At 64.1% G+C, this 22,847-nt stretch carries 24 protein-coding genes and 1 tRNA gene; 11 read left to right on the top strand and 14 right to left on the bottom strand.

Annotated features, from left to right (window positions below):
* The first annotated feature begins 25 nt into the window (after nucleotides 1–25).
* Nucleotides 26–1,144 carry a tRNA guanosine(34) transglycosylase Tgt gene (gene tgt, locus DXY33_RS02510; RefSeq protein ID WP_115081545.1) on the top strand — a complete coding sequence of 373 codons (1,119 nt, stop codon included), beginning with the start codon at nucleotides 26–28 and terminating at the stop codon, nucleotides 1,142–1,144.
* Between the two features lie 31 nt (nucleotides 1,145–1,175).
* Nucleotides 1,176–1,319 carry a photosystem II reaction center protein K gene (locus DXY33_RS02505; RefSeq protein WP_025362038.1) on the top strand — a complete coding sequence of 48 codons (144 nt, stop codon included), beginning with the start codon at nucleotides 1,176–1,178 and terminating at the stop codon, nucleotides 1,317–1,319.
* A gap of 4 nt (nucleotides 1,320–1,323) precedes the next feature.
* Here the strand turns inward: DXY33_RS02505 and DXY33_RS02500 are convergent, their stop codons facing one another.
* Nucleotides 1,324–2,058 carry a WecB/TagA/CpsF family glycosyltransferase gene (locus DXY33_RS02500; RefSeq protein WP_115131673.1) on the bottom strand — a complete coding sequence of 245 codons (735 nt, stop codon included), beginning with the start codon at nucleotides 2,056–2,058 and terminating at the stop codon, nucleotides 1,324–1,326.
* A 47-nt stretch (nucleotides 2,059–2,105) separates the two neighbouring features.
* On the opposite strand from DXY33_RS02500, the gene DXY33_RS02495 reads away from it, so the two are divergent.
* Complete coding sequence (locus DXY33_RS02495) at nucleotides 2,106–5,282, top strand: glycoside hydrolase family 15 protein (protein ID WP_170950904.1); 3,177 nt, start codon at nucleotides 2,106–2,108, stop codon at nucleotides 5,280–5,282.
* Nucleotides 5,283–5,297: 15 nt separating this feature from the next.
* Here the strand turns inward: DXY33_RS02495 and DXY33_RS02490 are convergent, their stop codons facing one another.
* From DXY33_RS02490 to DXY33_RS12905, 5 genes are all read right to left on the bottom strand, one after another.
* Complete coding sequence (locus DXY33_RS02490; RefSeq protein ID WP_115131588.1) at nucleotides 5,298–6,305, bottom strand: Gfo/Idh/MocA family protein; 1,008 nt, start codon at nucleotides 6,303–6,305, stop codon at nucleotides 5,298–5,300.
* A 37-nt stretch (nucleotides 6,306–6,342) separates the two neighbouring features.
* Nucleotides 6,343–7,626, bottom strand: a complete 1,284-nt coding sequence (locus tag DXY33_RS02485; RefSeq protein WP_115131587.1) for a hemolysin family protein — start codon at nucleotides 7,624–7,626, stop codon at nucleotides 6,343–6,345.
* Between the two features lie 13 nt (nucleotides 7,627–7,639).
* Nucleotides 7,640–7,712 (bottom strand) — tRNA-Ile (locus DXY33_RS12150).
* Nucleotides 7,713–7,724: 12 nt separating this feature from the next.
* A complete protein-coding gene (locus DXY33_RS12910) occupies nucleotides 7,725–7,943 on the bottom strand; it encodes a hypothetical protein (protein ID WP_371634545.1) in 219 nt (72 codons plus the stop codon).
* On the bottom strand, nucleotides 7,924–8,226 hold the full coding sequence (locus DXY33_RS12905) for a hypothetical protein (RefSeq protein ID WP_371634544.1): 303 nt from the start codon (nucleotides 8,224–8,226) through the stop codon (nucleotides 7,924–7,926). The genes DXY33_RS12910 and DXY33_RS12905 overlap by 20 nt, the downstream gene beginning before the upstream one ends.
* A 56-nt stretch (nucleotides 8,227–8,282) precedes the next feature.
* Between DXY33_RS12905 and pyrE the strand changes: the two genes are divergently transcribed.
* The gene (gene pyrE / locus DXY33_RS02475) at nucleotides 8,283–8,855 is read left to right on the top strand and encodes an orotate phosphoribosyltransferase (protein WP_115131586.1); all 573 of its coding nucleotides are present in this window, start codon (nucleotides 8,283–8,285) and stop codon (nucleotides 8,853–8,855) included.
* Nucleotides 8,852–9,646 (top strand): glycine cleavage T-protein, encoded by a 795-nt coding sequence (locus tag DXY33_RS02470; RefSeq protein WP_115131585.1) that lies wholly within the window; start codon nucleotides 8,852–8,854, stop codon nucleotides 9,644–9,646. Before pyrE ends, DXY33_RS02470 begins: the two co-directional genes overlap by 4 nt.
* Here DXY33_RS02470 and DXY33_RS02465 read toward each other — a convergent pair.
* Nucleotides 9,628–11,103, bottom strand: a complete 1,476-nt coding sequence (locus DXY33_RS02465) for a TM0106 family RecB-like putative nuclease (protein WP_115131584.1) — start codon at nucleotides 11,101–11,103, stop codon at nucleotides 9,628–9,630. The two genes, DXY33_RS02470 and DXY33_RS02465, sit on opposite strands and share 19 nt — an antisense overlap.
* Before the next feature lie 53 nt (nucleotides 11,104–11,156).
* On the opposite strand from DXY33_RS02465, the gene DXY33_RS02460 reads away from it, so the two are divergent.
* Both DXY33_RS02460 and rdgB read left to right on the top strand, forming a co-directional pair.
* Nucleotides 11,157–12,620 carry a phosphoglucomutase/phosphomannomutase family protein gene (locus DXY33_RS02460; protein WP_115131583.1) on the top strand — a complete coding sequence of 488 codons (1,464 nt, stop codon included), beginning with the start codon at nucleotides 11,157–11,159 and terminating at the stop codon, nucleotides 12,618–12,620.
* On the top strand, nucleotides 12,617–13,198 hold the full coding sequence (rdgB, locus tag DXY33_RS02455; RefSeq protein WP_115131582.1) for an RdgB/HAM1 family non-canonical purine NTP pyrophosphatase: 582 nt from the start codon (nucleotides 12,617–12,619) through the stop codon (nucleotides 13,196–13,198). Before DXY33_RS02460 ends, rdgB begins: the two co-directional genes overlap by 4 nt.
* Before the next feature lie 59 nt (nucleotides 13,199–13,257).
* On the opposite strand, the gene DXY33_RS02450 is transcribed toward rdgB, so the two are convergent.
* From DXY33_RS02450 to fabI, 4 genes are all read right to left on the bottom strand, one after another.
* Entirely contained in the window at nucleotides 13,258–13,749 is a 492-nt protein-coding gene (locus DXY33_RS02450) for an SIMPL domain-containing protein (RefSeq protein WP_371634543.1), read from the bottom strand.
* Nucleotides 13,750–14,044: 295 nt separating this feature from the next.
* Complete coding sequence (locus DXY33_RS02445) at nucleotides 14,045–15,511, bottom strand: carotenoid oxygenase family protein (protein WP_115131672.1); 1,467 nt, start codon at nucleotides 15,509–15,511, stop codon at nucleotides 14,045–14,047.
* 60 nt (nucleotides 15,512–15,571) lie between these two features.
* Nucleotides 15,572–16,180 carry an imidazoleglycerol-phosphate dehydratase HisB gene (hisB, locus tag DXY33_RS02440; protein WP_115131671.1) on the bottom strand — a complete coding sequence of 203 codons (609 nt, stop codon included), beginning with the start codon at nucleotides 16,178–16,180 and terminating at the stop codon, nucleotides 15,572–15,574.
* A gap of 29 nt (nucleotides 16,181–16,209) precedes the next feature.
* Nucleotides 16,210–16,992, bottom strand: a complete 783-nt coding sequence (gene fabI / locus DXY33_RS02435; RefSeq protein WP_025362030.1) for an enoyl-ACP reductase FabI — start codon at nucleotides 16,990–16,992, stop codon at nucleotides 16,210–16,212.
* 83 nt (nucleotides 16,993–17,075) lie between these two features.
* Between fabI and DXY33_RS02430 the strand changes: the two genes are divergently transcribed.
* The gene (locus DXY33_RS02430) at nucleotides 17,076–17,987 is read left to right on the top strand and encodes an FAD-binding domain-containing protein (RefSeq protein ID WP_115131581.1); all 912 of its coding nucleotides are present in this window, start codon (nucleotides 17,076–17,078) and stop codon (nucleotides 17,985–17,987) included.
* A 15-nt stretch (nucleotides 17,988–18,002) separates the two neighbouring features.
* The gene (locus tag DXY33_RS02425) at nucleotides 18,003–18,443 is read left to right on the top strand and encodes a hypothetical protein (RefSeq protein WP_115131580.1); all 441 of its coding nucleotides are present in this window, start codon (nucleotides 18,003–18,005) and stop codon (nucleotides 18,441–18,443) included.
* Here the strand turns inward: DXY33_RS02425 and DXY33_RS02420 are convergent.
* Nucleotides 18,425–18,943 (bottom strand): hypothetical protein, encoded by a 519-nt coding sequence (locus tag DXY33_RS02420; RefSeq protein WP_115131579.1) that lies wholly within the window; start codon nucleotides 18,941–18,943, stop codon nucleotides 18,425–18,427. The genes DXY33_RS02425 and DXY33_RS02420 overlap by 19 nt on opposite strands.
* Nucleotides 18,944–19,000: 57 nt before the next feature.
* On the opposite strand from DXY33_RS02420, the gene DXY33_RS02415 reads away from it, so the two are divergent.
* Nucleotides 19,001–19,585: a thioredoxin family protein gene (locus tag DXY33_RS02415; RefSeq protein ID WP_115131670.1), complete on the top strand. Its 585-nt coding sequence runs from the start codon at nucleotides 19,001–19,003 to the stop codon at nucleotides 19,583–19,585.
* Between the two features lie 19 nt (nucleotides 19,586–19,604).
* Complete coding sequence (locus tag DXY33_RS02410; RefSeq protein ID WP_115131578.1) at nucleotides 19,605–20,846, top strand: DegT/DnrJ/EryC1/StrS aminotransferase family protein; 1,242 nt, start codon at nucleotides 19,605–19,607, stop codon at nucleotides 20,844–20,846.
* On the opposite strand, the gene DXY33_RS02405 is transcribed toward DXY33_RS02410, so the two are convergent.
* Both DXY33_RS02405 and DXY33_RS02400 read right to left on the bottom strand, forming a co-directional pair.
* Nucleotides 20,825–22,258: an FAD-binding domain-containing protein gene (locus DXY33_RS02405; RefSeq protein ID WP_115131577.1), complete on the bottom strand. Its 1,434-nt coding sequence runs from the start codon at nucleotides 22,256–22,258 to the stop codon at nucleotides 20,825–20,827. The genes DXY33_RS02410 and DXY33_RS02405 overlap by 22 nt on opposite strands.
* Nucleotides 22,258–22,818: an NUDIX hydrolase gene (locus DXY33_RS02400; protein WP_115131576.1), complete on the bottom strand. Its 561-nt coding sequence runs from the start codon at nucleotides 22,816–22,818 to the stop codon at nucleotides 22,258–22,260. Before DXY33_RS02400 ends, DXY33_RS02405 begins: the two co-directional genes overlap by 1 nt.
* Nucleotides 22,819–22,847 lie beyond the last annotated feature (29 nt).

Genomic DNA, 22,847 nt, shown 5'->3' with positions numbered 1-22,847 from the left:
GGGTCAATACAGGGGCGGATCAGTCGTGTTCGGCTTCGAAATCAACGCGCATTGCGCCAACACATCAGCACGGTGCGGCACCTTTGAGACCCCCCATGGGCCGGTGCACACACCACGTTTCATGCCCGTGGGAACCCTGGCCACCGTCAAGGGCATCAGCACGGAGCAACTGGGGCGCACGGGAGCCCAGATGGTGCTCTCGAACACCTACCACCTGCACTTGCAACCGGGCGAGGAGATCGTGGCGGCGGCCGGTGGCCTGCACCGGTTCATGGGCTGGAACGGCCCGATGCTCACCGACTCCGGCGGCTTTCAGGTGTTCAGCCTTGGGGACCTCAACAAAATCGATGATCGCGGCGTGGTGTTCCGAAACCCCCGCGATGGACGCACCATCGACATGACCCCGGAACATGCCACCCAAATCCAGATGGCCCTCGGGGCGGATGTGGCCATGGCCTTCGACCAGTGCCCGCCCTATCCGGCGACGGAGAACGACGTCATCGATGCCTGTCGCCGCACCCATGCCTGGCTCGAGCGCTGCGTCACAGCCCACACCCGCGAGGATCAGGCGCTGTTCGGCATCGTTCAGGGCGGCTGTTTCCCCCATCTGCGGCGGGAGAGCGCCATGGCCGTCGCCTCCTTTGATCTGCCTGGCATTGCCGTCGGTGGCGTCAGCGTTGGTGAGCCCGCTGAGGAGATGCATCGCATCGTGCGCGATGTCACGCCCCTGCTTCCCTCACACAAACCGCGCTATTTGATGGGCATCGGCACCCTGCGCGAGATGGCCATTGCCGTGGCCAACGGGATCGACCTGTTCGACTGCGTCTTGCCCACCCGACTCGGCCGTCATGGCACCGCCCTGGTGGGCGGTGAACGTTGGAACCTGCGCAATGCACGCTTCCGCCACGACCACACCCCCCTGGATCCGAGCTGCTCCTGTGTGGCCTGCACCGGTCACACCCGGGCCTACCTGCATCACCTGATTCGCAGCGAGGAGCTTCTGGGCCTCACCTTGTTGAGCATTCACAACATCACCCATCTGGTGCGTTTCACCTCGGCCATGGCACAAGCCATCCGCGACGGCTGTTTTTCAGAGGATTTCGCTCCCTGGGAGCCAGACTCGCCAGCCCATCACACGTGGTAGCGTCCAGCCCAACGCCTTTTTGATGCAAGGGATGGCCGCCTTCACCCTCGACCTGCTGGCACAGCTGCCCGAGGCCTATCAGGCCTTCTCTCCGCTGATCGACATTCTTCCGTTGATCCCGGTCTTCTTCCTGCTGCTGGCCTTCGTTTGGCAGGCCTCTGTGGGCTTCCGCTGAAGCCTCAGCCCATCCGGATCACCTTCAGAGCAAACGCCGGCAGCGACAGCATGCGTCGCCAGCGTGATGGCTCCTGCATGAGCCGATACAGCCATTCAAGTTGCATCCGGCACATCCAGCCGGGGGCACGTTTTTTGATGCCGGCCCAGACGTCAAAACTGCCGCCGACACCCATCCACAGTCCTGGCTGCCCGGTGCCCACGCGTTGCGACCAAGTTTCCTGGCGCGGCACCCCCAGAGCCACCAGCACGAGATCCGGCTTCAACGCCTTGAGCTGAGCCTCAACACCCGGCCAGGCCTCAGGAGCTTGATAACCGTCCACCGCGAGCGCCAGGTTGAGACCGCTGATCCGTTGCGGCAACTCCGCACGCAGCGTTGCCATCACCTCAGGTGATGCGCCCACCAGCGCCACGCGCCATCGATGGGCTGCGGCGTACTCCAGCAAGGTCCAGGCCAGTTCGATGCCCGCCGTTTTGACAACCCGGATCTGCTGACGGCCCAGGGCCCAGACCACTCCCGCACCATCGGGAATCACCAGATCAGCCGTTCCAATCGCCTGACCCAGGGCGGCATCGGCCCGAGCCGACATCGTCATCTCAGCGTTGAGGGTGACGATGCGTCCGCCGCCCCGGGCATGCAGACCGAGTGCAGCAGCACAGACATCACGGCAGGCATCCACAGGCACGCCGAGCACCTGGCAGCGGCGACGGTCATCGGGGGCGGTGCTGACAGAGTCCATGGCCATGGGCTGCGTTGGAGAATTTAGGGGCGGTAATGGATGAGGGCATGGTTGTGACGACGACGGAAACCCTTCCGCAGAACCACGCCACGACCCTTCAGCGTCTGGATCAATCCATCCAACGGGTGGTTCTCGATCGGCAGGACCCGATCAGCGGCCTGCTCCCCGCCAGCACCGCGCACACCATCCATGGCAACTACGGCGATGCCTGGGTGCGGGACTGCGTCTATTCGGTGCAGTGCGTCTGGGGACTGGCCCTGGCCCACCGCCGTGAGCAGGGGCAGAACAGCCTGCGCGCCTGGGAGCTGGAGCAGCGGGTGGTGGCCCTCATGCGCGGCCTGATGCGCTCGATGATGCGGCAGGCCGAGAAGGTGGAGCGCTTCAAAGAGAGCCTTAACCCCCTCGACGCCCTTCACGCCAAATACGACAGCTGCACCGGCGAGCCGGTGGTGGCTGACGACGCCTGGGGACATCTCCAACTCGATGCCACCTCCCTGTTTCTGCTGCAACTGGCGCAGTTGACCAAGGGCGACTGCGCGGTGGTGCAAAGCCGTGATGAAGTGGATTTCCTTCAAAACCTGGTGCACTACATCGCCAGGGCCTACCGCACCCCCGACTACGGGATCTGGGAACGGGGCGACAAAGGCAACCATGGTTTGCCGGAGCGCAATGCCAGCTCCATCGGCATGGCCAAAGCCGCCCTGGAGGCCCTGGATGGAGTTGACCTCTACGGCCCCCATGGCGACGGCAGCTGCATCCTGCTGATTCCTCAGGGGGCTATCGCACGGCTCCGGCGGGCCTTGCAAGGGCTCCTGCCGCGGGAATCCGCCAGCAAGGAAGCAGACAGTGCCTGCCTCTCGGTGATTGGTTATCCAGCCTGGGCCGTGGAGGATGCCGCCCTGGTGGAGCGCACCGGCCGGCGGATTCGACGGGAACTCGGCGGGGCTTATGGCTACAAACGCTTCCTCCGGGATGGTCACCAGACGGCGGTGGAAGACGTCAACCGCCTGCACTACGAACCGGAGGAGCTCGCCGCCTTTGAAGGGATCGAGTCGGAATGGCCGTTGTTTCTGGCCTTCGAACTGGTCACCGCCTGCTGCGAAAGGCGCTGGGACGAGGCCCGGCAACTGCACAGCCAGCTCAAGACGCTGGCCGTTGAACAGGACGGCGAACGTCTCTACCCCGAGCTCTATCAGGTGCCGGCCAGTGCCGTCGATCTGGAACGGCTCAATCCAGGCAGCCAAGAGCGGGTGGCCAACACCAACCTGCCGCTGATCTGGACCCAGAGCCTGGTGTGGCTCGGGGAAATGCTGCTGGACGATCTGATCCGTCCCGAGGACATTGACCCCTGTAGCCGCAGGGAGCCGCAGCCGCTCGGCGCCGAGACTGTTCTGGTGGCGATGGCTGCGGAGACGGATGACGTGCGCCAGGCGCTGCTGGCTGCAGAGGTACCGATCGACCCAACCTCAGTGATTTCCGTGCAGTCGTCCGACGAGCTGAAGCAACGGTTGAAAGCCGCCGGCACCAATCCGCGGCTTGAGCTCACTGGGCGCCCCGGGCACCGGGTGGAAACCGAGGACACGGCTCGGGTCTACCGCCAGGACGGCGCCATCAGTGTGTTCACCCCGTCCGTGCTGGAAGACGTCAGCAGCTATCTGGCCGATGACCCGGAGGAGCTGGTTGAAACCGTTGTGGACGAGCTGCATCTGCTGCAACGACACTGGCGCGGCATGGGACATCCCCTTCTGGTGATCCCCATTCGCGACGCAGCCCTGCAGCAGCACCGCGACGTCATCCTCAAACTGGCCCGGCAACTCGGCAGCGGCGTCATTGAAAGCATCCCTGTCCGCTTGGGCTGCCTCAGTGAACTGGTGGATCAGGCGCAGGAGGTGCAGCTGCCGCCGCTTCAACAGAAACCGGTTCCATGCTCGGAGCCAGCCAAGCCGCTCCTGCGCGACGCCACCGATCTACGGGATCTGACCGCCGCAGAGGAGCAGGAGCTGGATGACACACCGATCGAACAATTGAGCCAGCGCCTCTGGAACAGTGCGCTGCTGCATGAACAGGCGGAAGTGCTCGAGTTGCTGCAACGGCGTCTCGGCCCCCAGGGGATTCAACACAGCCCTGAGGGCCATCCGGTGGCCCTGCGCACCCTGCTTGAGGAGGTCTATCAACGGGGATTGCGTTGTGAAGACTGGAATGTGGTGCGGCGCTGTGCTGGCGCCATGGGGATGGTGCATCCCCAACTCGAAGATGCCCTCACCGATCTCCTCGTGCGCCAGAAACAGGTGGTGGTGGGGCGCAACTACACCGGCGACTCCCGGCTGCGTCAGCCGATGGACAGTGCCGCCATCGCCGAACGGATTGAAACCACCAGCGGAATCGACGGCCGTGAACGCATGCTCGAACAGGAACTCCTGCTCGCCCTCGACAGCGTGGCGCGGCGGGAGCCAGCGCTGCTGAAGGGGAGCCTCACCCTGCAGCTGGGGCAGCTGATGCTGCTGCTGATATCAGAGCTGGCTATGGAGAAAACGCTCAGTCAGGACGAAGCCTTTGAAGCCCTCTGCAGCGAAGCACCCCATGCGATTCGCAAGCGCTTGCGCGCCGTGCTCTCCGATGTGGACCATGCCAGAGCAGCCCTGCAACGCGGCGAACAGCTGCACGTGAGCGGCCGGGTGCAGTGGTCAGTGCCTGACCCCTTGGAGGAAACACCGGGGGGTGGGGACTGGCTTCAACACCGCATCCGCCTGGGTTCCTTCCAGAAAGTTCCCCGCGATTTCTATGCCGGGATCTGGTCGCTGCTGCAGCACTGCCGCGGCCTGGTGATTGGCGACAAGCTGGAGCGGCGCAATCGCCTCAACAGCAGCCTCATCCTCGAGAAGACGCCAGGGGAGCGCAATTTTGCCGCCCAGGTCGACCATTTGCTCAGTCGGATCAAGGCACCTGAATACCGACAACTCTGCAGCGAATGCCTGCTTTCGCTGATGGCCTTCGTCGAAGCCAATCCAGAGGTGCGCTTCGAGGATGACCTGGCCCTCGACGTGGTGATCGGTCATGCCGTCCGGGTGGGCTGGCAGCAGAGCCATCCCTCTCTGCGTCCAGAGAACTACCCGCAACACAAGGCCCAGGCCTGGGGGCAGTTTTATCGGTCCTCACCCGGTGATTGCCGCCGCTGGCAGGTCACGGCGTTGCGGGAACTGGCCGAAGAGCAGGGGCTGGTGTAATCCCAGTGAAAGCCCTCAGATCGGTGCGCACAGGGGCGCCCCCGTATCCGGGTGTTCAACGGCCTGCTCGATCAGGTCTGCCAGCTTGAGAGCCCGCGAAGCCTGAAGACCATCCACCGCAGGGGTCTCCCGGCCGCGAACGCACTGCAGAAAGTGCTCGAGCTCGGCATAGAGCGGTTCGATCGAAGTGGTGCTCACCTCCTCGATGAAGCCGTCATTCCGATACAGCAGCTCGCCGTGATCAGCTGAATACCACTCGTGGGCCCGGCGATGAACATGCAGGGTGTGGTTGAGGAAGTCCGTCTCCACCAGGCTCGAACGGCAATGGGCACTGAGGCTGCGGATTTTGCGGTGGCTCATCTTGCTCGCCGTCAGGCTGGCCACAACACCGTTCTCGAAACCCAACGTGGCGTTGACGTAATCGATCGGGCCTTCGGCACTGCGACCGCCGGCAGCGGCAAGCCGCACCACCGGTGCCTTCGCCAGCTCCAGCACGAGGTCGATGTCATGGATCATCAGATCCAGCACCACGGAGACGTCATTGGCCCGATCGGAGTGGGGGCTGTGGCGACGCGCCTCAAGAACCACCACCTCCTCGTTGGCCACCACCTTGGTGAGCTCACGGAAGGCAGGGTTGAACCGCTCGATGTGGCCCACCTGCAGCAGACACCCCGCCCCTGAAGCGGCCTCGATCAGTGCGGTGGCTTCGTCCTGACTGGCCGCAATCGGCTTTTCAATCAAAACGTGCACACCCGCACGCAGGCAGGCCAGACCGACGGGATGATGCAGCAGCGTGGGAACCGCGATGCAGACGGCCTCCACCTCCGAGAGCATGGCGTTGTAATCGGCGAACCAGCGGCAGCCGAATTGCTCGGTGGCGAGCTTGCCGCGCTCAGCATCCGGGTCCGCGACGCCCACCAGATCGGCATCCCGCAGAAGGCTGAGCACCCGCGCGTGGTGCCAGCCCATGTTGCCGATGCCGATCACCCCGACCTTGACCGGGACCATGGGGTCGGGAGACATCAGCGCAGGCGGTCGATTGGGAGAAGACTATCGGCCTTCAGTCGGAATCTTCCTCTGAGGTGGGGAGAACAAGCCGGACCCGCTCGATCCGCGGCCCTGCCATGGCTGTGATCTCGAACTGAAGGCCGTTGAAATGAAGCCCTTCCCCCGCGGACGGAATGTGCTGGAGCCGCTCCAGCAGGAAGCCCGCCAGGGTGTGATGGTCATCGGCCTCGGGCAGATCGAGATCGAGCTGTCGGTTGAGCTCGAAAATCTCCAGATCTCCGGCCACCAGCCAGGCACCGGGGCAGTCCTCCTCTTCGAGCAGATCCGGTTCGTCGGTCTCGGCGGGATCCTCATCACCAACGATTTCTCCGGTGAGGTCCGCAGCGGTCACCAGACCCTCGGTTCCACCGTGTTCATCCACCACCAGCAGGAGCGGCTGACCGCTGCGGATCATCGGCAGCAGTTCCGCCAGCGTGCAGGTCTCCAGCACGGGCACCGCAGGCTGGAGATACGGCTCGAGCAACGAATCGGCCTGGAGCTCACCCCGTGCGATCGGTTCGGCCATCTGACGCAGATCCAGCACGCCGCGCACGTCATCCAACGACTGGCCGATCACCGGAAAGCGGGCATGACGGGTGTGGTGCACGGCCTCCATCATTTCCGCAAAACGGACCGTGGCCGGCAGAGTGACCATCCCAGAGCGCGGCACCATCACCTCCCGCACCTGGGTGTCCCGCAGGGCGAAGACACCTTCGAGGATGTTCTTCTCATCCGGGAACAAGCCCGTGACCCGTCCAGATTCCACAAGGGTTTCCAGCTCACCAGCGGAAAGGGCTGGCACCAGCACATCCCATTGGGGAGCCAGGCCAAGCAGACGCATTAACAGGCCCGCCAGCGCCTCAAGCAGATTGAGCAGTGGGGCCAGGCAGCGCATCACCACCTCCAGCAGCGGCACCAGGCGAAGCGCCGAAGATTCCGGACGGTTCAACACCCAGGCCTTGGGCAGCAAACCAGCCACCAGCGTGGCCAGCAACACGATGCTGAGGAACAAGGCTGTGTCGCGCCAAGCGACACCCACAGACCCATCCGACCAGAGCCGCCCCCCCAGACCACGGCCAGCCCAGCCAAGGGCCACCAGCGCAAGGGTTGCACCCAGTTGAGACACCAGCAGAGCGCGCCGCAGGCGTCGCTGAAGACGCTGGATGGAACGGGCCCCGGCCTGCTCTTCCTCAACGAGCACTTCAACGCGACTGGGGCGTAGCCGCAGCAGGGCCACCTCTGCAGCCGCGAAGAAGGCCGGCAGAACCAGCAGAACAGCCAGCAGAAGAAGCCGCATCAACAGGGGGGAATGGGGGTCGCGAGGATCGAACTCGCCTTAGGCGAATTATGAGTTCGCTGCATTCACCAGATTGCTAGACCCCCATGGGGAGAGTGTTACCACAGGGGAGTCACGCTGGGGAAGTGATCGCCTGAGGGCGCATCCTGCACGGCTTCGATCGTCTCGGTGGCCGCCAGGCTGCCGTTGAAACCGCTTGAGATATCCATGGTTCGCATCGGCAGCGGCGGACTCTGCTCCTCCAGCAGGGCTCCCGTCGTGTTCTGAAGTGCAGACCCATCCCAAATCAGCGTCTGGTCAGGGAAGCCGAATCCCATGACCCCGATTCCCCTCGATGCCGCCAACTGCGATCCCCAGAAAATCGGTCAATTGATGCAGGGGGTCCACGCCCCGGGCCATGGGCGAGGTCCAGGTGTAGAAGCGACGGTTGACCAGCTCACTGGTGGTGTCCGTGGGGTGGCACACCGTGACTTCGACGGGAGCACCACCACTGCCGGGCGGAGGCGCCTCAACACTGGTGGTGCAGACCAACGGACCCGCCAACACCGATGGGCCGGCGAGCAGGAGCAGGCTCGAACCCAAGAACGACCGCAGCAGCACCGGATGAATCAGCTCTAAGCGCAAACTAAGGACATCTGCGAAGCGCGGCCAGCCCCATGTCTGAATCGTCGAGTGTCCCGACTGAGAGGGAGCAACTGCTGAACCGTCTGGCCACCCTGGCCTACCGACGCGGAGACTTCACCCTGGCTTCAGGCCGCAAGAGCGAGCACTACGTGAACTGCAAACCCGTGAGCCTGAGTGGTTCCGGTCTGGCGCTGATCAGCCGGGCGATGCTCACCCACGTGGAGGCCGATGCGCTGGCCGTGGCTGGTCTCACCCTCGGAGCAGACCCACTGGTGAGCGGTGTTGCCATGGCCGCCGCCGACCGAGGTCGGGAGCTTGATGCGCTGATCGTGCGCAAGGAAGCCAAAGGCCACGGCACCGGTGCCTGGCTGGAGGGTCCGCTCCCTGCCCCCGGGGCACGCATCACCGTGCTGGAAGATGTTGTCACCACAGGAGGCTCATCCCTCAAGGCTGTTCTGCAGCTGCGCGACGCCGGCTACAAGGTGGAGCGGGTCGTCACCATCGTCGACCGGGAAGAAGGGGGTGACGCTGCGATGACAGCTGAAAATCTTGAACTGATCAGCCTTTTCAAGCTGTCTGAAATCGCCGCCTTCACGCCGGCATGAGCAAGTTGTTTTGGGACGCCAAGGTCCCCTGGCTGCGCTTGAACGGCAGCGGAGCACGCCAGTTTCTTCAGGGGCAGACCAGTGCTGACCTCACCGCACTCCAATCCGGGGATTTGCTTCAGACCTGCTGGCTGACCGCAACGGGACGCTTGCGGGCCGTGCTGGAACTTCGTTTCGATGCAGAGGGGGCCGATGTGATCGTTCTGGCGGGAGAGGCCTCTGCCATTCACGCTGGATTTGATCAGGTGATCTTTCCAGCCGATCGGGTTCGCCTCCAACCCCTGGGCCAGTTGCGCCGACTGCAGTGGCTGGAGCCCATGGCTGCAGCCGTGTGGTGCGATCCGGATGTGCCCCTGCCGGAGCCCTGGGCATCAGGGGAAGCAGCCACCGCGACGGCTCTGGAGCAATGGCGGCTTCAAAGCGGATTCCCCCCGGGACCCGGTGAACTCAATGGCGAGACCAACCCCCTTGAGCTTGGGCTCATCGCTCAGGTCAGCACAGAGAAAGGCTGCTACCTCGGCCAGGAGACCATGGCCAAACTCATCGGCCAGGCAGGGGTGAAGCAACAACTGCGCTGTTGGAGCTGCCCCAGTCCGCTGGCGGCCGCCGCCAAGCTCACGCTGGATGGCGAGCGAGCCGGGGTGATCACCAGTGCGCTCGAACGCGATGGCACTTGGCTTGGGCTGGCCCTGGTGCGCCGCCAGTGCCTGGCCAGTCCAACGCTGGAAGGTCCCAACGGAGAACAGCTCCAGATCCGTCAACCTGAGGCGTTTCAGGATCCCGACGCCTGATCCTGTTCAAGCAACCAGTCGGCTACGGCCCAGGTGGCCAGGCAGTCGTCGCGGTTGTAATCGAAGATCCAGCGCAGCCCGTGCCTGGTGCCGCGTCGGTCGGGCCCCTCTCCCTGCCACTGCCGCCACCAGAGCAGGGCCCTGGCCCCATCCACACCGGCCTGACTCCATTGGAACCCCTGCCAAACAGCCACGGCCTTGAGGCCATAACTGGCCAGGGGTAGGCGCCAGTGATGTCTGACCCGGGCATGCACATCCACCAACCGCTGACGAAGTTGCAGCACCTCGGCCTCGGCAGCACCCTGCCGCTCAGCCATACGCCTTAAGGCCAGGCTTTCTGTCTCCCCGTAGTGGAGGATCGGCCAACCCCGATAGCGATTCAGCAACCGCTGCAAACGAAGCCAGCAACGGGCTTCACCATGCTCCGCCAGGGCCAGGATCGGGTGATACGCCACGGATGCCAGATCCCAATTTCCGCTTTTGGTTCTGGGCAACACCAGAAAACCGTGAAGGAAGTCGTGACGGGCGTCGGGATCGGATTCGATGTCGTAGAGCAGCACACCAGGACAGTCCTGCAGTTCCGGCAGTGCCGCTGAGGCATCCAAACGCTCCACCCGTCCATCCCGCTGCGCCCGGGCCTGAGCCACCAGGGATGCGGCCACCTCACCATGCTGATCCCCAAAACGCTGCAGCTGCTTGGCGAGCTGCAACGGATCAGCCCCGGCGAGATCGGACAAGCCGCGAATCCCAAGCTCCAGCAACATCTCGCGCCGCTTGGCGCCGATGCCGCTGACCTCGCTCAGATGCCCTTCCTCCGCCGCCACGGCATTGCAGGCGACACGCCAGCTGCAAAGTGAGCACTTGCGCCGGTCAGCGGCCAGCGGAGGAGGAACCGGGCTCTCGAGGTCAGAGCGCAGTTTGCGCAGCCCCTCCGACAGCTGTCGGCGCAGACTACTGGAGAGATGCAGCCGCTCCTGTTCCAGGCGCCGGCCACCACCGCCGAGCACCAGCATCGACGGAACGTCCCCCTGCTGATGCTGCTCAAGCAACAGGGCCATCAGCGCCAGCGGCAGCTGATGTTCCCGGGTGGTGCGGCGGCCCTGACGGGCCAGCACCGGTTGATAGGCGAAGTCACCCCAGCGGCTCTGCCCCTTGACCCGCCGCAGCAGTGGAGGGTGTGCCTCCAACGGCTCACCGGATGGGCCAAGCCCCTTCAGACGCAGACCCACCACAGCCTCGGCTCCGGCAGCACAGGCGGCGATGCCATGACCAGGCTTGCGGGGCAGCAAGGCCACAAAACAGCGCTGCTGGTCGTCCAGCAGGAGATTGCGATGGGCCGTCCAACGCCGCTCGGCAGGATTCCCGTGGCGATCGAGCCAGGCCTTGCGACGGCAACGCAGCCAACTGCGCAGCAACCGGTCGGTGAGAGCGTTGTCGGCAGCCGGGGTGTCACCCATCCGCCGACCCTACGGCTGCCAGCTGCTAGATCCACTGAAGTGCAGGCTGTGCCATGGCATCGGCTCCCCTCCCTCTGAGTCCAGCTCCGATCAAGTTCGGCACCGATGGCTGGCGCGGGATCACCGGCGTCGACATCACCGTTGAGCGGTTGTTGCCCGTTGCCGCTGCCGCGGCTCAGGAGCTCGCCCATCGCTCCCCCGAAGGTCTCAACAGCCGAACGGTGGTGATCGGTTACGACCGGCGCTTTCTAGCTCCAGAACTGGCGGAAGCCATCGCAGCCGCTGTGCGGGGTTGTGAACTGGAACCCCTGCTCACCGACACCGCTGTGCCCACGCCGGCCTGCAGCTGGGCCGTGGTGGAGCGCAAAGCCCTGGGAGCGTTGGTGATCACCGCCAGTCACAACCCACCGGAATGGCTGGGGCTGAAGATCAAAGGCCCCTTTGGTGGATCGGTCGAAGGAGACTTCACGGCCGCCGTGGAACGACGTCTGGCTGCCGGGGGCATCACGGCCCCGATCAAGGCGGAGGTCCCCCGGTTTGATGGACGCGGCGAGCATCTCGAAGGGCTGCGCCGCAAGCTGGACCTGAATGCCCTGGTTGCTGGCCTCAAGGCCATCAACCTCAAGGTGATCGTCGATCCGATGCACGGATCAGCCGCCGGGTGTGTGACGGAGCTGCTCGGCCCTGAAGCCGCTGGCGTTGTGGAGGAAATCCGCAGCGAACGAGATCCCTTGTTCGGCGGTCATCCGCCGGAACCCCTGGCGCCCTACCTCGGGGCATTGATCACGGCGGTGAAAGCCTCAACCGCCGCCGGAACCCCTGCCGTGGGACTGGTGTTCGATGGCGATGGTGACCGCATCGCCGCCGTGGATGAAACCGGCCGGTTCTGCAGCACCCAGCTGCTGATGCCCCTGTTGATCGATCACCTGGCCCGGGCCCGCCAGCTGCCGGGCGCCGTGGTCAAGACCGTGAGCGGTTCGGATCTGATGCGGCTGGTGGCGGAAGCCCAGGGGCGGAAGGTTCTGGAACTCGCGGTGGGCTTCAAATACATCGCCGCAGAGATGCTGGCCGGAGATGTACTGATCGGCGGCGAGGAATCGGGTGGTGTCGGCTTCGGCATGCACCTGCCTGAGCGTGACGCTCTGTTCGCGGCGATGCTGGTGTTGGAAGCCCTTGTGGAAGGCAAGCAACCCCTGGGAGCGCGGCTGGATGCACTTCAGCAAGAGCATGGAGGCAGCAGTCACTACGACCGGCTCGACCTGCGCCTAGCCGACATGGAGGCACGCCGGCGGCTCGAGATGCTGCTGGCCCAGAGCACGCCATCGATCGTCGCTGGCGCAGAGGTGCTGGAGGTGATCAGCACCGACGGGATCAAACTGAGAATGGGACCGAGCCACTGGCTGATGCTGCGCTTCTCTGGCACGGAACCGCTGCTGCGGCTCTACTGCGAAGGGCCCGATGCCGATCGGGTGAACGAGGTGCTCGCCTGGGCCCGCGAGTTTGCGGAGGCCGCATGAAGACCCTTGTGATCGCCAGCGGCAATGCCGGCAAGATTCGTGAATTCCAGGGCCTGCTGCAGGCCCTGCCCGTCAGCGTGCAACCCCAGCCAGACGGATTGGAGGTGGAGGAGACGGGCACCACCTTTGCCGCCAATGCCCGGCTCAAGGCTCAGGCGGTTGCAGCCGCCACAGGGGAATGGGCCCTGGCCGACGATTCAGGCCTCAGCGTCGATGTCCTCGATGGCGCCCCGGGTGTTCACTCCGCCCGCTATGCCCCCACCGACCCGGAACGGATTGCCCGGGTGCTGAAGGCCCTGAACGGCTCAGACCAACGCCGCGCCTACTTCTGCGCCGCGCTCTGTGTCGCCGCTCCAGACGGCACGATCCTGCTGGAGGTGGAAGGCCGTTGTGATGGCTTGATCACGACCGCACCCCGAGGGGATCAAGGCTTTGGCTACGACCCGATCTTTGAAGTCGAGGGAACCGGCCGCACCTTCGCCGAGATGCCCTTGGCTGAGAAAAAACAGCACGGCCACCGCGGCAAAGCCTTCAGCCTCCTGGAACCCCGTCTGCGTGAGTTACTCCAAGCCAGCTGAAAAGGAACCACGGATTCCCAGCCCCCGGACCACGCTCTGCATAGTGATCCCGATGCCAATCAATGCAGGCAGTAATCCAGCTTGAGGGTGAGGCTCTGACTGGGCTTGGGAGCCTCACCAGGCCTGAAGCTCGCCTCCCCCATGCGCGCAGCCATCGCCATGGATCGATAAGTCGAACCACGCTGGTCAATCAGCAACAACTCCACCTTGCGCAGGCCGAGAGCCCGTGCTGTGGCTTCGGCGCGACGTTGCCCCGTCTCCAGAGCTTGTTTCAGCAACTGATCCGCCAATGAGGCACTGCTTGAGCTCGACGCCAAGGACGTCATGCCCTGCAGTCGAACACCCGGCAAGCGACCGGGGGCCTGAATCACTGCGTCGTAATTCTCACGGCTCACCTCGCCGGTGATGGTGGTGCTCGCCCGCTCCAGCCGTGGTCCCGACGTGCCTCCCCCAACGGGGTAGCTCCGGGGTGCAGGGATCGTAAGCCGTCCCATCGCCAGGGGCTGAATGACCTGACGCGCCTTCGCCAAACGGTCGTTTAAAGCAGTCATCGCAGCATCCTTGCTGGCATGTTCAGCGTCGAGACCGAGCGAGAGCGAAAGCGATCGCTACGGCTCGTTCCACGCTCGTTCACCTGGATCTGAAGCAGGGTGCCGTTGCAAACGCGCTCCCCAGCCCTCAGGGGGAATGACGCCACAGCACTCAGCCCGAAGAGAACGGGCGCGGCGACCTTCACAGCGCCCCAGAGTCGATTCGTCATGCCGAGCCTTCTGTTGGATCCCCATGCTGGCGAGCCTGGAGCGGCAAACCCTGCTCAACCATGACCGGCCTGTATCAAGCCGTGACTCATCCCGCCGCCCAGCTCCCGTGCAGGCCATGGGGAACGGCCAACGGCAGCTCAAGCACCGCCACCTCAGACAGATCACGGGCGTTGAGGATCACCAGATCGGATGCGGCCCGGGCCCCGTTCCACACCAGATCCAGCACCCAACCGTCGTCCTCCGATTCAGCGCCAGGGCGCCGCACCATCAGCGGCTCACTGACAAAACCGCGGGGCGCCGCACTCCAGGTGTGGGTCGCCCCGGAGTCCAGATCAAGTTTCTGAATGGCCTGCAACGGATCGTTGCCCGTCTCCCGCTCCGCCACCGCCATCCAGGCGTAGCGAGCACTGAGGCCCTGACGCTCGGGGTTGACCATGGCGAACTCACAGGTGCGCTCGCTAATCCGCTCGGTCTGAACCGATTCACGGCTGAGATCAAGACGGCAACGGTGCAGAATCCCCTCCGGAACCGTGTCGAAATTCACCTCGGCGAAATCCTCATCAGGTCCGATGGACGGGAAATCGTCGTAGACGATGCTCTCCACCACAACGTGATCGCCATCCTCAAAGGCATTGAGGTGGTGGAAAACGAAGCCGTCGGGGGCTTCGAGGATGCGGGGCTTCTGACCAGCGAAGCGACCGGAATCACGGGGGATCAGCCAGAAACGCCCCTTGCCGCCGGGTTGAGATGCCAGGCACTGGGCCGCACCCTTTTCGCCGGTCACAAACGGCAGGGGATTGAAGGCGATGGCGTTCTGGAGGAACACCACCCAGTTGGGGGTAATGGCGAAGTCGTGGAGAAAGGCGAAGCCGGGGAAGCTGTCGGAACGGTCGTGCAACAAGGCGCCGGCCTCCGGGCCATCGGTGGCGAACTCCATCAGACGGATGGTGCTGCGGGGCCCGGTCTTAACTCCGAAGGTGACCATGCAGGGCCGGCCGTTATGACCAGGATCGAAGCGGGGGTGGGCACTGAAAGCCTCGCCCTTTTTCAACACACCATCGAGTCGTGAAAGACCGCGGGTCTCCAGGCTGCGGGGATCGAGCGCATGGGGTTCCGCCGCCTCCCAGAGGGCAAGCAGCTGATCGCCCAGACGCACCACATTGGTGTTGGCGATGTTCTTCAGGCGCAGATCAAAGGCATTGGCCAGCCGACCACCCGGCTTCTGGCTGCCGAACACACCTCGGTAGAGCACCTTGCCGGCCTTCTCCTCCGCCAGCCAACCCTCGGTGCGCACATAACGGTTGCTAAGGGAAACGCTGCCGTTCTCAAACCGCATCGCCGCGATCATGCCGTCGCCATCAAAGGGGTGATGCACGCGATGCCCATCACGCTCAAGACGTCCGGGGCCATTGCGATAAAAGGTGCCCTGAAGTTCGGCAGGGACCACGCCACGCACCGGCGTCAGCGCCACGTCGGTGAGTTCCTGCTCAACGTTCACAAAGGCGCTGGCCCAGTCGCTGCGGTCGTAGCTGCGGGCGGGGGCGACGGTCACGGGCAAACGATCAACGTTCGCCCATCCTCTCGTAACGGACTGTGAAGCGCGGAGCCGCCCTCAGCTGGCGCCGGCCTGCTCCAGCACGCCTTTGCTGCTGGGGATGGCGCCGGCCCGGCGTGGATCCACCTCCGTGGCCATGCGCAGGGCCCGGGCAAAGGCCTTGAAGCAGGCTTCAACGATGTGGTGGGAGTTGGCCCCATCCAGCTGCCGGATGTGGAGGGTCAGCCCGCTGTTGTTGACCACCGCCACGAAGAACTCCTTCACCAGCTCGGCGTCATACGTGCCGATCTTCTGGCTGGGAATCGCGAGGCTGTAGCTGAGGTGGGGGCGACCGGAACAATCCAGGGCCACCTGCACCAGGGCTTCATCCAGTGGTGCCACGAAGTGACCGAAGCGATGAATGCCGCGCCGGTCCCCCAGGGCCTGGGCCAGGGCCTGCCCCACGGCAATGCCCACGTCCTCATTGGTGTGGTGATCGTCGATGTGAGTGTCTCCCACCGCATTGATCTCCAGATCGATCAGGCCATGGCTGCTGATCTGATGAAGCATGTGGTCGAGAAACGGCACACCAGTACTGGCCTGGCACTGGCCGGAGCCGTCCAGATCCAGACGCACCTTCACGTCGGTTTCACCAGTGACCCGATGGATCGTTCCCTGACGTGCCATCACCCGAGCTTCAGTGCCCTCATCGTGCCTCACATTCCGGTGACGCAGTAGCCCGCATCCACGTAGATGGTCTGACCGGAGATGCCGCTGGCCAGATCGCTGAGCAGGAAGGCAGCGGTACCACCCACTTCCATCTGGGTGACGGTTCGGCGCAGAGGAGCCTTCTCCTCCACGTTGTGGATCATGTCGAGAATGCCACCGATGGCGGAGCTGGCCAGGGTGCGGATCGGGCCGGCGCTGATGGCATTGACGCGCACCTGCTTTTCGGGGCCCAGCTCTGCCGCCAGGTAGCGAACGGACGCCTCCAAAGCCGCCTTGGCGACGCCCATCACGTTGTAGTTGGGGATCGCCCGCTCAGCACCGAGGTAGGAGAGCGTGATCACACCGGCCTTTTCGCTGAACAGCGGCTTGGCATGGGCGCAGAGGGGCGCCAGGGAATAAGCGCTGATGTCGAGGGAACGGGCAAAACCCTCAGCGGTGGTGGCGCTGTAGTCACCGATCAGCTCTTCCTTGCCGGCAAAGGCCAGGCAGTGCACCAGACCGTCGAGGACGCCCCACTTCTCCTTGATCTCGCCGAAGACCTCAGCCATCTGGTCGGCATCTTGCACATTCAGAGGCAGAAACAGACTGGGCTCCAGAGGAGCGGTGAGTTCGCGCACCTTGGCCTCAAAGCGGCCCTTGTCGTCAGGCAGGTAGGTGATGCCCAGTTCGGCACCGGCCGCTTTCAGCTGCTGAGCGATGCCCCAGGCGATCGAACGGTTGTTGGCGATGCCGGTGACGAGAATCTTCTTGCCGGTGAGATCAAGCAGCATCGGGACAGACCGGAACGGGTTGAATTCGCGCGATTCTCCCCCATCCCCCGCCAAGATCACCGCTCCTTTGCTGACAAAGGCCGGTGCCCAGCGCTGCGTCACCCCCGATCAACGGCGACCTGCCGCGGCAATTCGCGTCCCGCTATGCCCTCAACACCCTGTTGGCGCAAGAGTTCCCAGGGGCGGAGGGAGAACTCAGCCCGATCCGCGGTGGGCGTGAAGCAGCCGAAGACAAACTGCGGCGCATTAACGCAAGGCGCTACGCCAAAAGTCGCAATCACCTCAAGGGTGCGGTCACCGGGCTGTCGCCCTACATCCGTCACGGCGTGCTGACCCTCGCGGAGGTGCGCGATTCAGTGTTTGCACGGATCCGCAACCGCGATGAGGGCGGAAAGTTGATCAACGAACTCGGCTGGCGGGACTTCTGGCAACGGATGTGGCTCGATCTGGGGGATGGCATCCATGACGATCAGGAACCGTTCAAAACAGGCCATGACGCCGGGGCCTATGCCCGGGAGCTGCCGGCCGATGTGCGGGCAGGGAGCACGGGGCTGGCCTGCATGGATAGCTTCCACGATCAACTGGTAACGACCGGCTGGCTGCACAACCACGCCCGCATGTGGATGGCCGCCTGGCTCGTGCACTGGCGACGGGTGCACTGGAAAGCCGGAGCCGACTGGTTCCTGGAGCACCTACTGGATGGCGATCCGGCCAGCAACCATCTGAGCTGGCAGTGGGTGGCCAGCACCTTCAGCCACAAGCCCTACTTCTTCAACCGCGGCAACCTGGAGCGCTATAGCGACGGGCACTACTGCGACAGCTGCCCCAGTGCAAACAGCTGCCCATTCGAAGGCAGCTACGACCAACTGGAGAACCAGCTGTTCTCCCCGATGCCGGCCATACGGGAGACCGGCAACAACCGCAACCAACAGCGCAACAGCCAACGCCGGAGCAGCGGAGGCGCCAATGCCGCCCTGGCCCGTCCCAAGCGATAAGCAGGAGATTCCTCAATGACATTTCAACGCCCAATCCTCTGGATTCATGAGGAGGCCCTTGGTGCCAACAACCCAGCGCTGCAGGCCTGGCCCGAGGCACCAGCGGTGTTCGTGTTCGACACCCGCTGGATCCAAGAGGCACGAATCAGCCGCAAACGGCTCGGCTTCCTCTACGAAAACGCCCTCGACCTTCCTCTAACCCTGCGCAAAGGGGATGTAGCCGATGAGGTACTGGCCTTTGCCCGCCGCCATCATGCCGATGGTGTGGTGAGCAGCAGTGCGGTGGATCCACGCCTGGAGCGCATCGGTGAGGCCATCGATGCAGAACTGCCGCTGGAACTGCTGGATCCCGAACCGTTCGTGGAACTGCCGCGGCCACCCCGGCTGGGGCGGTTCAGCCGCTACTGGCGCGACGCCGAAGGGGTGGTGTGGGAGGGCTACTCACCAGCCCGTTGATCCCTGAGCAGCTGCCGGGCCCGCTTCAATTCCTCCACGGGATTGGTGAGCAGGTCTTCTTCCTCGAGTGAGGGCAGCTGCACGGGAACCACCTGATTGTCGTTCCGGGGCGGCTCGATCCACTGCCAGCGGTCTTCCGGAGCGCGCGCCTGGCACAGAGCTTTCAGCTCGCTCTTCAACAGGCCACGCACATCGCGCCGGGCCACGGCATCAAAAAACTCCTCACGGGTCGCCAGCCCGGAACTGAACGGTGTGGATCCATTGCCGTTGAACAAGCGAGCTGGATCCGGCAGCCATCGGGGACGACACACCCCCGGGAAGCTGGTGTCTGTCTCCAAATAGATGTGGAGGCCGTAGCCATCGGGTTGGTTGACCACAGCCACCCCGTCATGGGGGGTGTAGCGCTGCAGCGGGAACAACCGCCAGCTGGGCGGTTCCTTGGGCGCACCGCAGGCCACCAGCAGCAGTGCAACTCCCCAAAGCAGTCGCAGGCGCGGCATCCATCACCACCGGAGGTGGTCATCCTGAAGCAGATTCGCCGCATCTGCCTGCGCGTTATGGCCCTGACACCATCCACGATGCTGGCGCTCGGCACAGGCCTACCTGGTTTTGATCTGCCCCAGGTCAAGGGCGGCCGACTAAACAGCCAATCGCTGGACGACCGTCCGGTGCTGCTGATGGTGCTTTGTGCCCATTGTCCGTTTGTGAAACACGTGGAGCCAGAGCTCACCAGGCTGGACAACGATTTCAGCGATGGGGTGCAGCTGATCGGCGTCAGCAGCAACAGCCTGATCACCCACCCCCAGGACGGGCCGGAACAATTGGCGGCTCAGGCTCAACAGCACGGCTGGAGCTTTCCCTACCTGCTGGATCAACAGCAAAGCCTGGCCCGAGCTCTCCGAGCCGCCTGCACGCCGGAGTTCTATCTGTTTTCAACCGATGGCGAAGGCCTGCAGACCCTGCGCTATCGCGGCCAGTTGGACGGCAGCCGACCTGGCAACGATCAGCCCCTCGACGGCCGGGATCTGCGGGCCGCCCTCCAGGCCGTGCTGACGGGATCCCCCGTCAACCCAGACCAGACCGCCTCTGTGGGCTGCAATGTGAAGTGGAACCCCGGACAGGAGCCGGAGTGGTTCGACTGAGCCACTTAAGCTTTGCTTTATGCAAGTACCTCCCTTCAGCCTCAGCCAGCAGATCGACGATCTTGGCGTGGACCTCGAAGAGGCGGTGCTCGAGGTATTGCGCAGCGGTCAGTACATCGGTGGACCGCAAATCAAACGCTTCGAGGAGGCCTTTGCCGCCAGCGTTGGCTGCGAGCACGCCGTGGGCTGCAACAGCGGCACCGACGCTCTGATCCTCGCCCTGCGCGGCCTGGGCATTGGCGCCGGCGACGAGGTAATCACTTGCTCGTTCAGTTTTTTCGCCACAGCTGAGGCCATCAGCGCCGTCGGCGCCACGCCGGTGTTCGTGGATGTCGACCCCAGCACCTACCTGATCGATTTCGATCAGATCGAAGCCGCCATCACCCCCGCCACCAGGGCCCTGATGCCGGTTCACCTGTTCGGGCGTGCGGTGAACATGACCCGGCTGATGGCCATTGCCGAACGCCATCAGCTCAAGGTGATCGAAGACTGCGCCCAGGCGTCGGGAGCCCGCTGGCAGGGCCAGGCGGTGGGCAGCTTCGGCAATGCGGGCTGCTTCAGCTTCTTCCCCACCAAGAACCTCGGCGCGGCGGGCGATGGCGGTGCTGTCACCACCAGCGATGCCCAACTGGCCCAGGCCATGCGTGAGCTGGCCGTGCACGGCATGCCCGAGCGGTACTTGCACACCAGCCTTGGCTACAACAGCCGGCTGGATGCGATCCAAGCAGCGGTGCTGAACGTGAAGCTGCCGAAGGTCGAGGAGTGGATCAGCAAACGCACCAGCATTGCCGAGCGTTACCGGGATGCCCTTGGCGATCTCCACGGGCTCACCCTGCCGACAGCCGACGACGGTCACAGCTGGAACCAGTTCGTGGTGCGCATCGGCAGTTGCCCCACCGGCCAGCCGCTCTGCAACGCCAGCTGCAATCCCTCCAGCACCAGTGCACGCCACGGCATCCCCGAGAGCTGCTGTCGCGACTGGGTCAAGCAGACCCTGCAGGAGCGTGGGGTAAGCACGATCATCTACTACCCCATTCCAATCCACCGGCAGCCGGCCTACGCCCACCTGGGCTTGAAGCAGGGATCACTGCCTATTACAGAACAGCTCTGCAGCCAGGTGCTGAGCCTGCCGATCTTCCCGGAGCTAACGGTCGACCAGCAACAGGCAGTGATCGACACCGTGCGCCAGTTGCTGGGATCCAACACACCAGCTCAATTCCGCCGCGGCGACGACCGTGATCAGGACCGGATGGTGGCGTAAAGCGCCTTGAACCTGGCCTGCTGGGTTTTGTGATTCACGAGAGGCTCGGGGTAATCGCGTCTCTCGAGAGCTCCGATCTCACCGCTGAGCAGATCCTTTGTGTTCACATGGCGGAGCTCAGGCACCCACTGGCGGATGTAGTCGCCAGCTGAATCGAATTTGGAGGCCTGGGTGGCGGGGTTGAAGATGCGCAAGGGCTTGGGGTCCATGCCACTGCTGGCGCTCCACTGCCAACCACCGTTGTTGGCGGCCAGGTCACCGTCCACCTCGAGTTCCATGAAGGCGCGCTCGCCCCAGCGCCAGTCGCAGATCAGGTCTTTGACCAGATAGGAGGCCACGATCATGCGGCAGCGGTTGTGCATCCAACCGGTCTGGTTGAGCTGACGCATGGCGGCATCGATGATCGGCATGCCGGTCTGCCCCTCCTTCCAGAAGTCGAACCAGTCCTCGTTGTTCTCCCAGGGGAAGCGGCGCCACTGCTCGCGGTAGGGGCCATCGGCCAGTTCCGGGAAATGAAACAGAGCCTGCTGGTAAAACTCGCGCCAGCCCAGCTCCTGCTCCCATACTGCAATGGCCTGCAAGTGTTCCTCGCTGCGGGCTTGCTCTCTGGAGTCCTGGGCGGCACACCAGGCCTGGCGAGGGCTGATCGTGCCGACGCTCAGGGCCGCACTGAGATAAGAAGTGCCTGGTGTTCCTGGAAAATTGCGATCAGGCTCATAGCCGAGCAGCGGCCCATCACAGAAGCTGGTGAGTTGCTCCAGGGCCGCCGCTTCTCCAGGACGACAAGGGCAGATCTCGGCGCCCTTGAAACCATGGCTCTCCCTCAGATCCGCGAGCGGATCTCCGGCCGGCACTTGAGCGGGATCAAGATCCACCAGCCCGGTGGGGGCAGCAACGGTGCTGGGTTGCTTGGCCAGCACCTGGCCGCGCCAGTTGCGCAGGAACGGGCCATACACGCGATATGGGTCACCACCACCGGTCTTGAGCAGCTCCGGAGCGATCAGCAGCTGATCCCAATCCACCAACACCTTGCGGCCATCGGCCTGCAGTTTTTTGGCCACCTGGCGGTCCCGCTCACGGGCATAGGGCTCGACGTCGCGGTTCCAGACCACAGCATCAGCACCGATCTGCTGGGCTAACTGCGGCAGTAACGCCACCGGGTCTCCTTTGACAATCAGCAACCGGCTTCCGGCCTCCCGCCAGCGCCGTTGCAGTTCCACCAGGCTCTCGATCAGAAACCACAGCCGGGCCGGCGCCATCGGCGGCAGATGATCCGGCGGGTTGATCAGCTGCGGGTCGAGCACGTACACCCCCGTCACCGCCGGACTGATGTCTGTAGCAGCCACCAAACCAAGGTTGTCCGCCAGGCGCAGGTCGCGGCGATGCCAAAACAGAACGCGGGAGCTGGTCATCAGAGGCCGAGAAGCTGCTTGGCACGGAACCAGGCGGTCACGCTTTTGCCATCGAGCCATTCGTCGCCCGAGGCCAATGCTGCATCCAGCTGAGCTGGGCTCATCAGCACCACCTCCAGATCTTCGTCGTCATCGCCGGCTGGCGGGTTCTCCAAGGGCGTGAGCTCCCGGGCCAGGAAGCAATGGATCACTTCATCGGAATAACCAGGGCAGGGAAGCATCGGCCCCAGCACATCCCACTGCGCAGCGCTGTAGCCGGCTTCCTCCCCCAGCTCCCGCTGCATCGATTCCAGTGGATCTTCGCCATCTTCAAGCGTGCCGGCAGGGAATTCGAGCAAGCGGGCCTGAACCGCAAAGCGGTACTGACGCAGCAACACCACCTGGCCATCGTTGGTGATCGGCACCGCCAGAGAGGCGCCTGGGTGACGAATCATCCCAAAGGTGGCCTCGACACCCATCGGCAACTTGATCCTGTTGCGCTCGAAACGGAGCTTGCGAGCATCCACCACTTCAACGGTGTCCAGCAGCTCGAACGGTTCCGGCGACGGCAGGGGCGCCATGGCTCAAGGGCATTGCTAGGGCCCAGCAT

The sequence above is a fragment of the Synechococcus sp. N26 genome (genome assembly GCF_900473975.1).
Lineage (GTDB): Bacteria > Cyanobacteriota > Cyanobacteriia > PCC-6307 > Cyanobiaceae > Parasynechococcus.
This window is presented reverse-complemented; position numbering and strand designations above follow the sequence as displayed.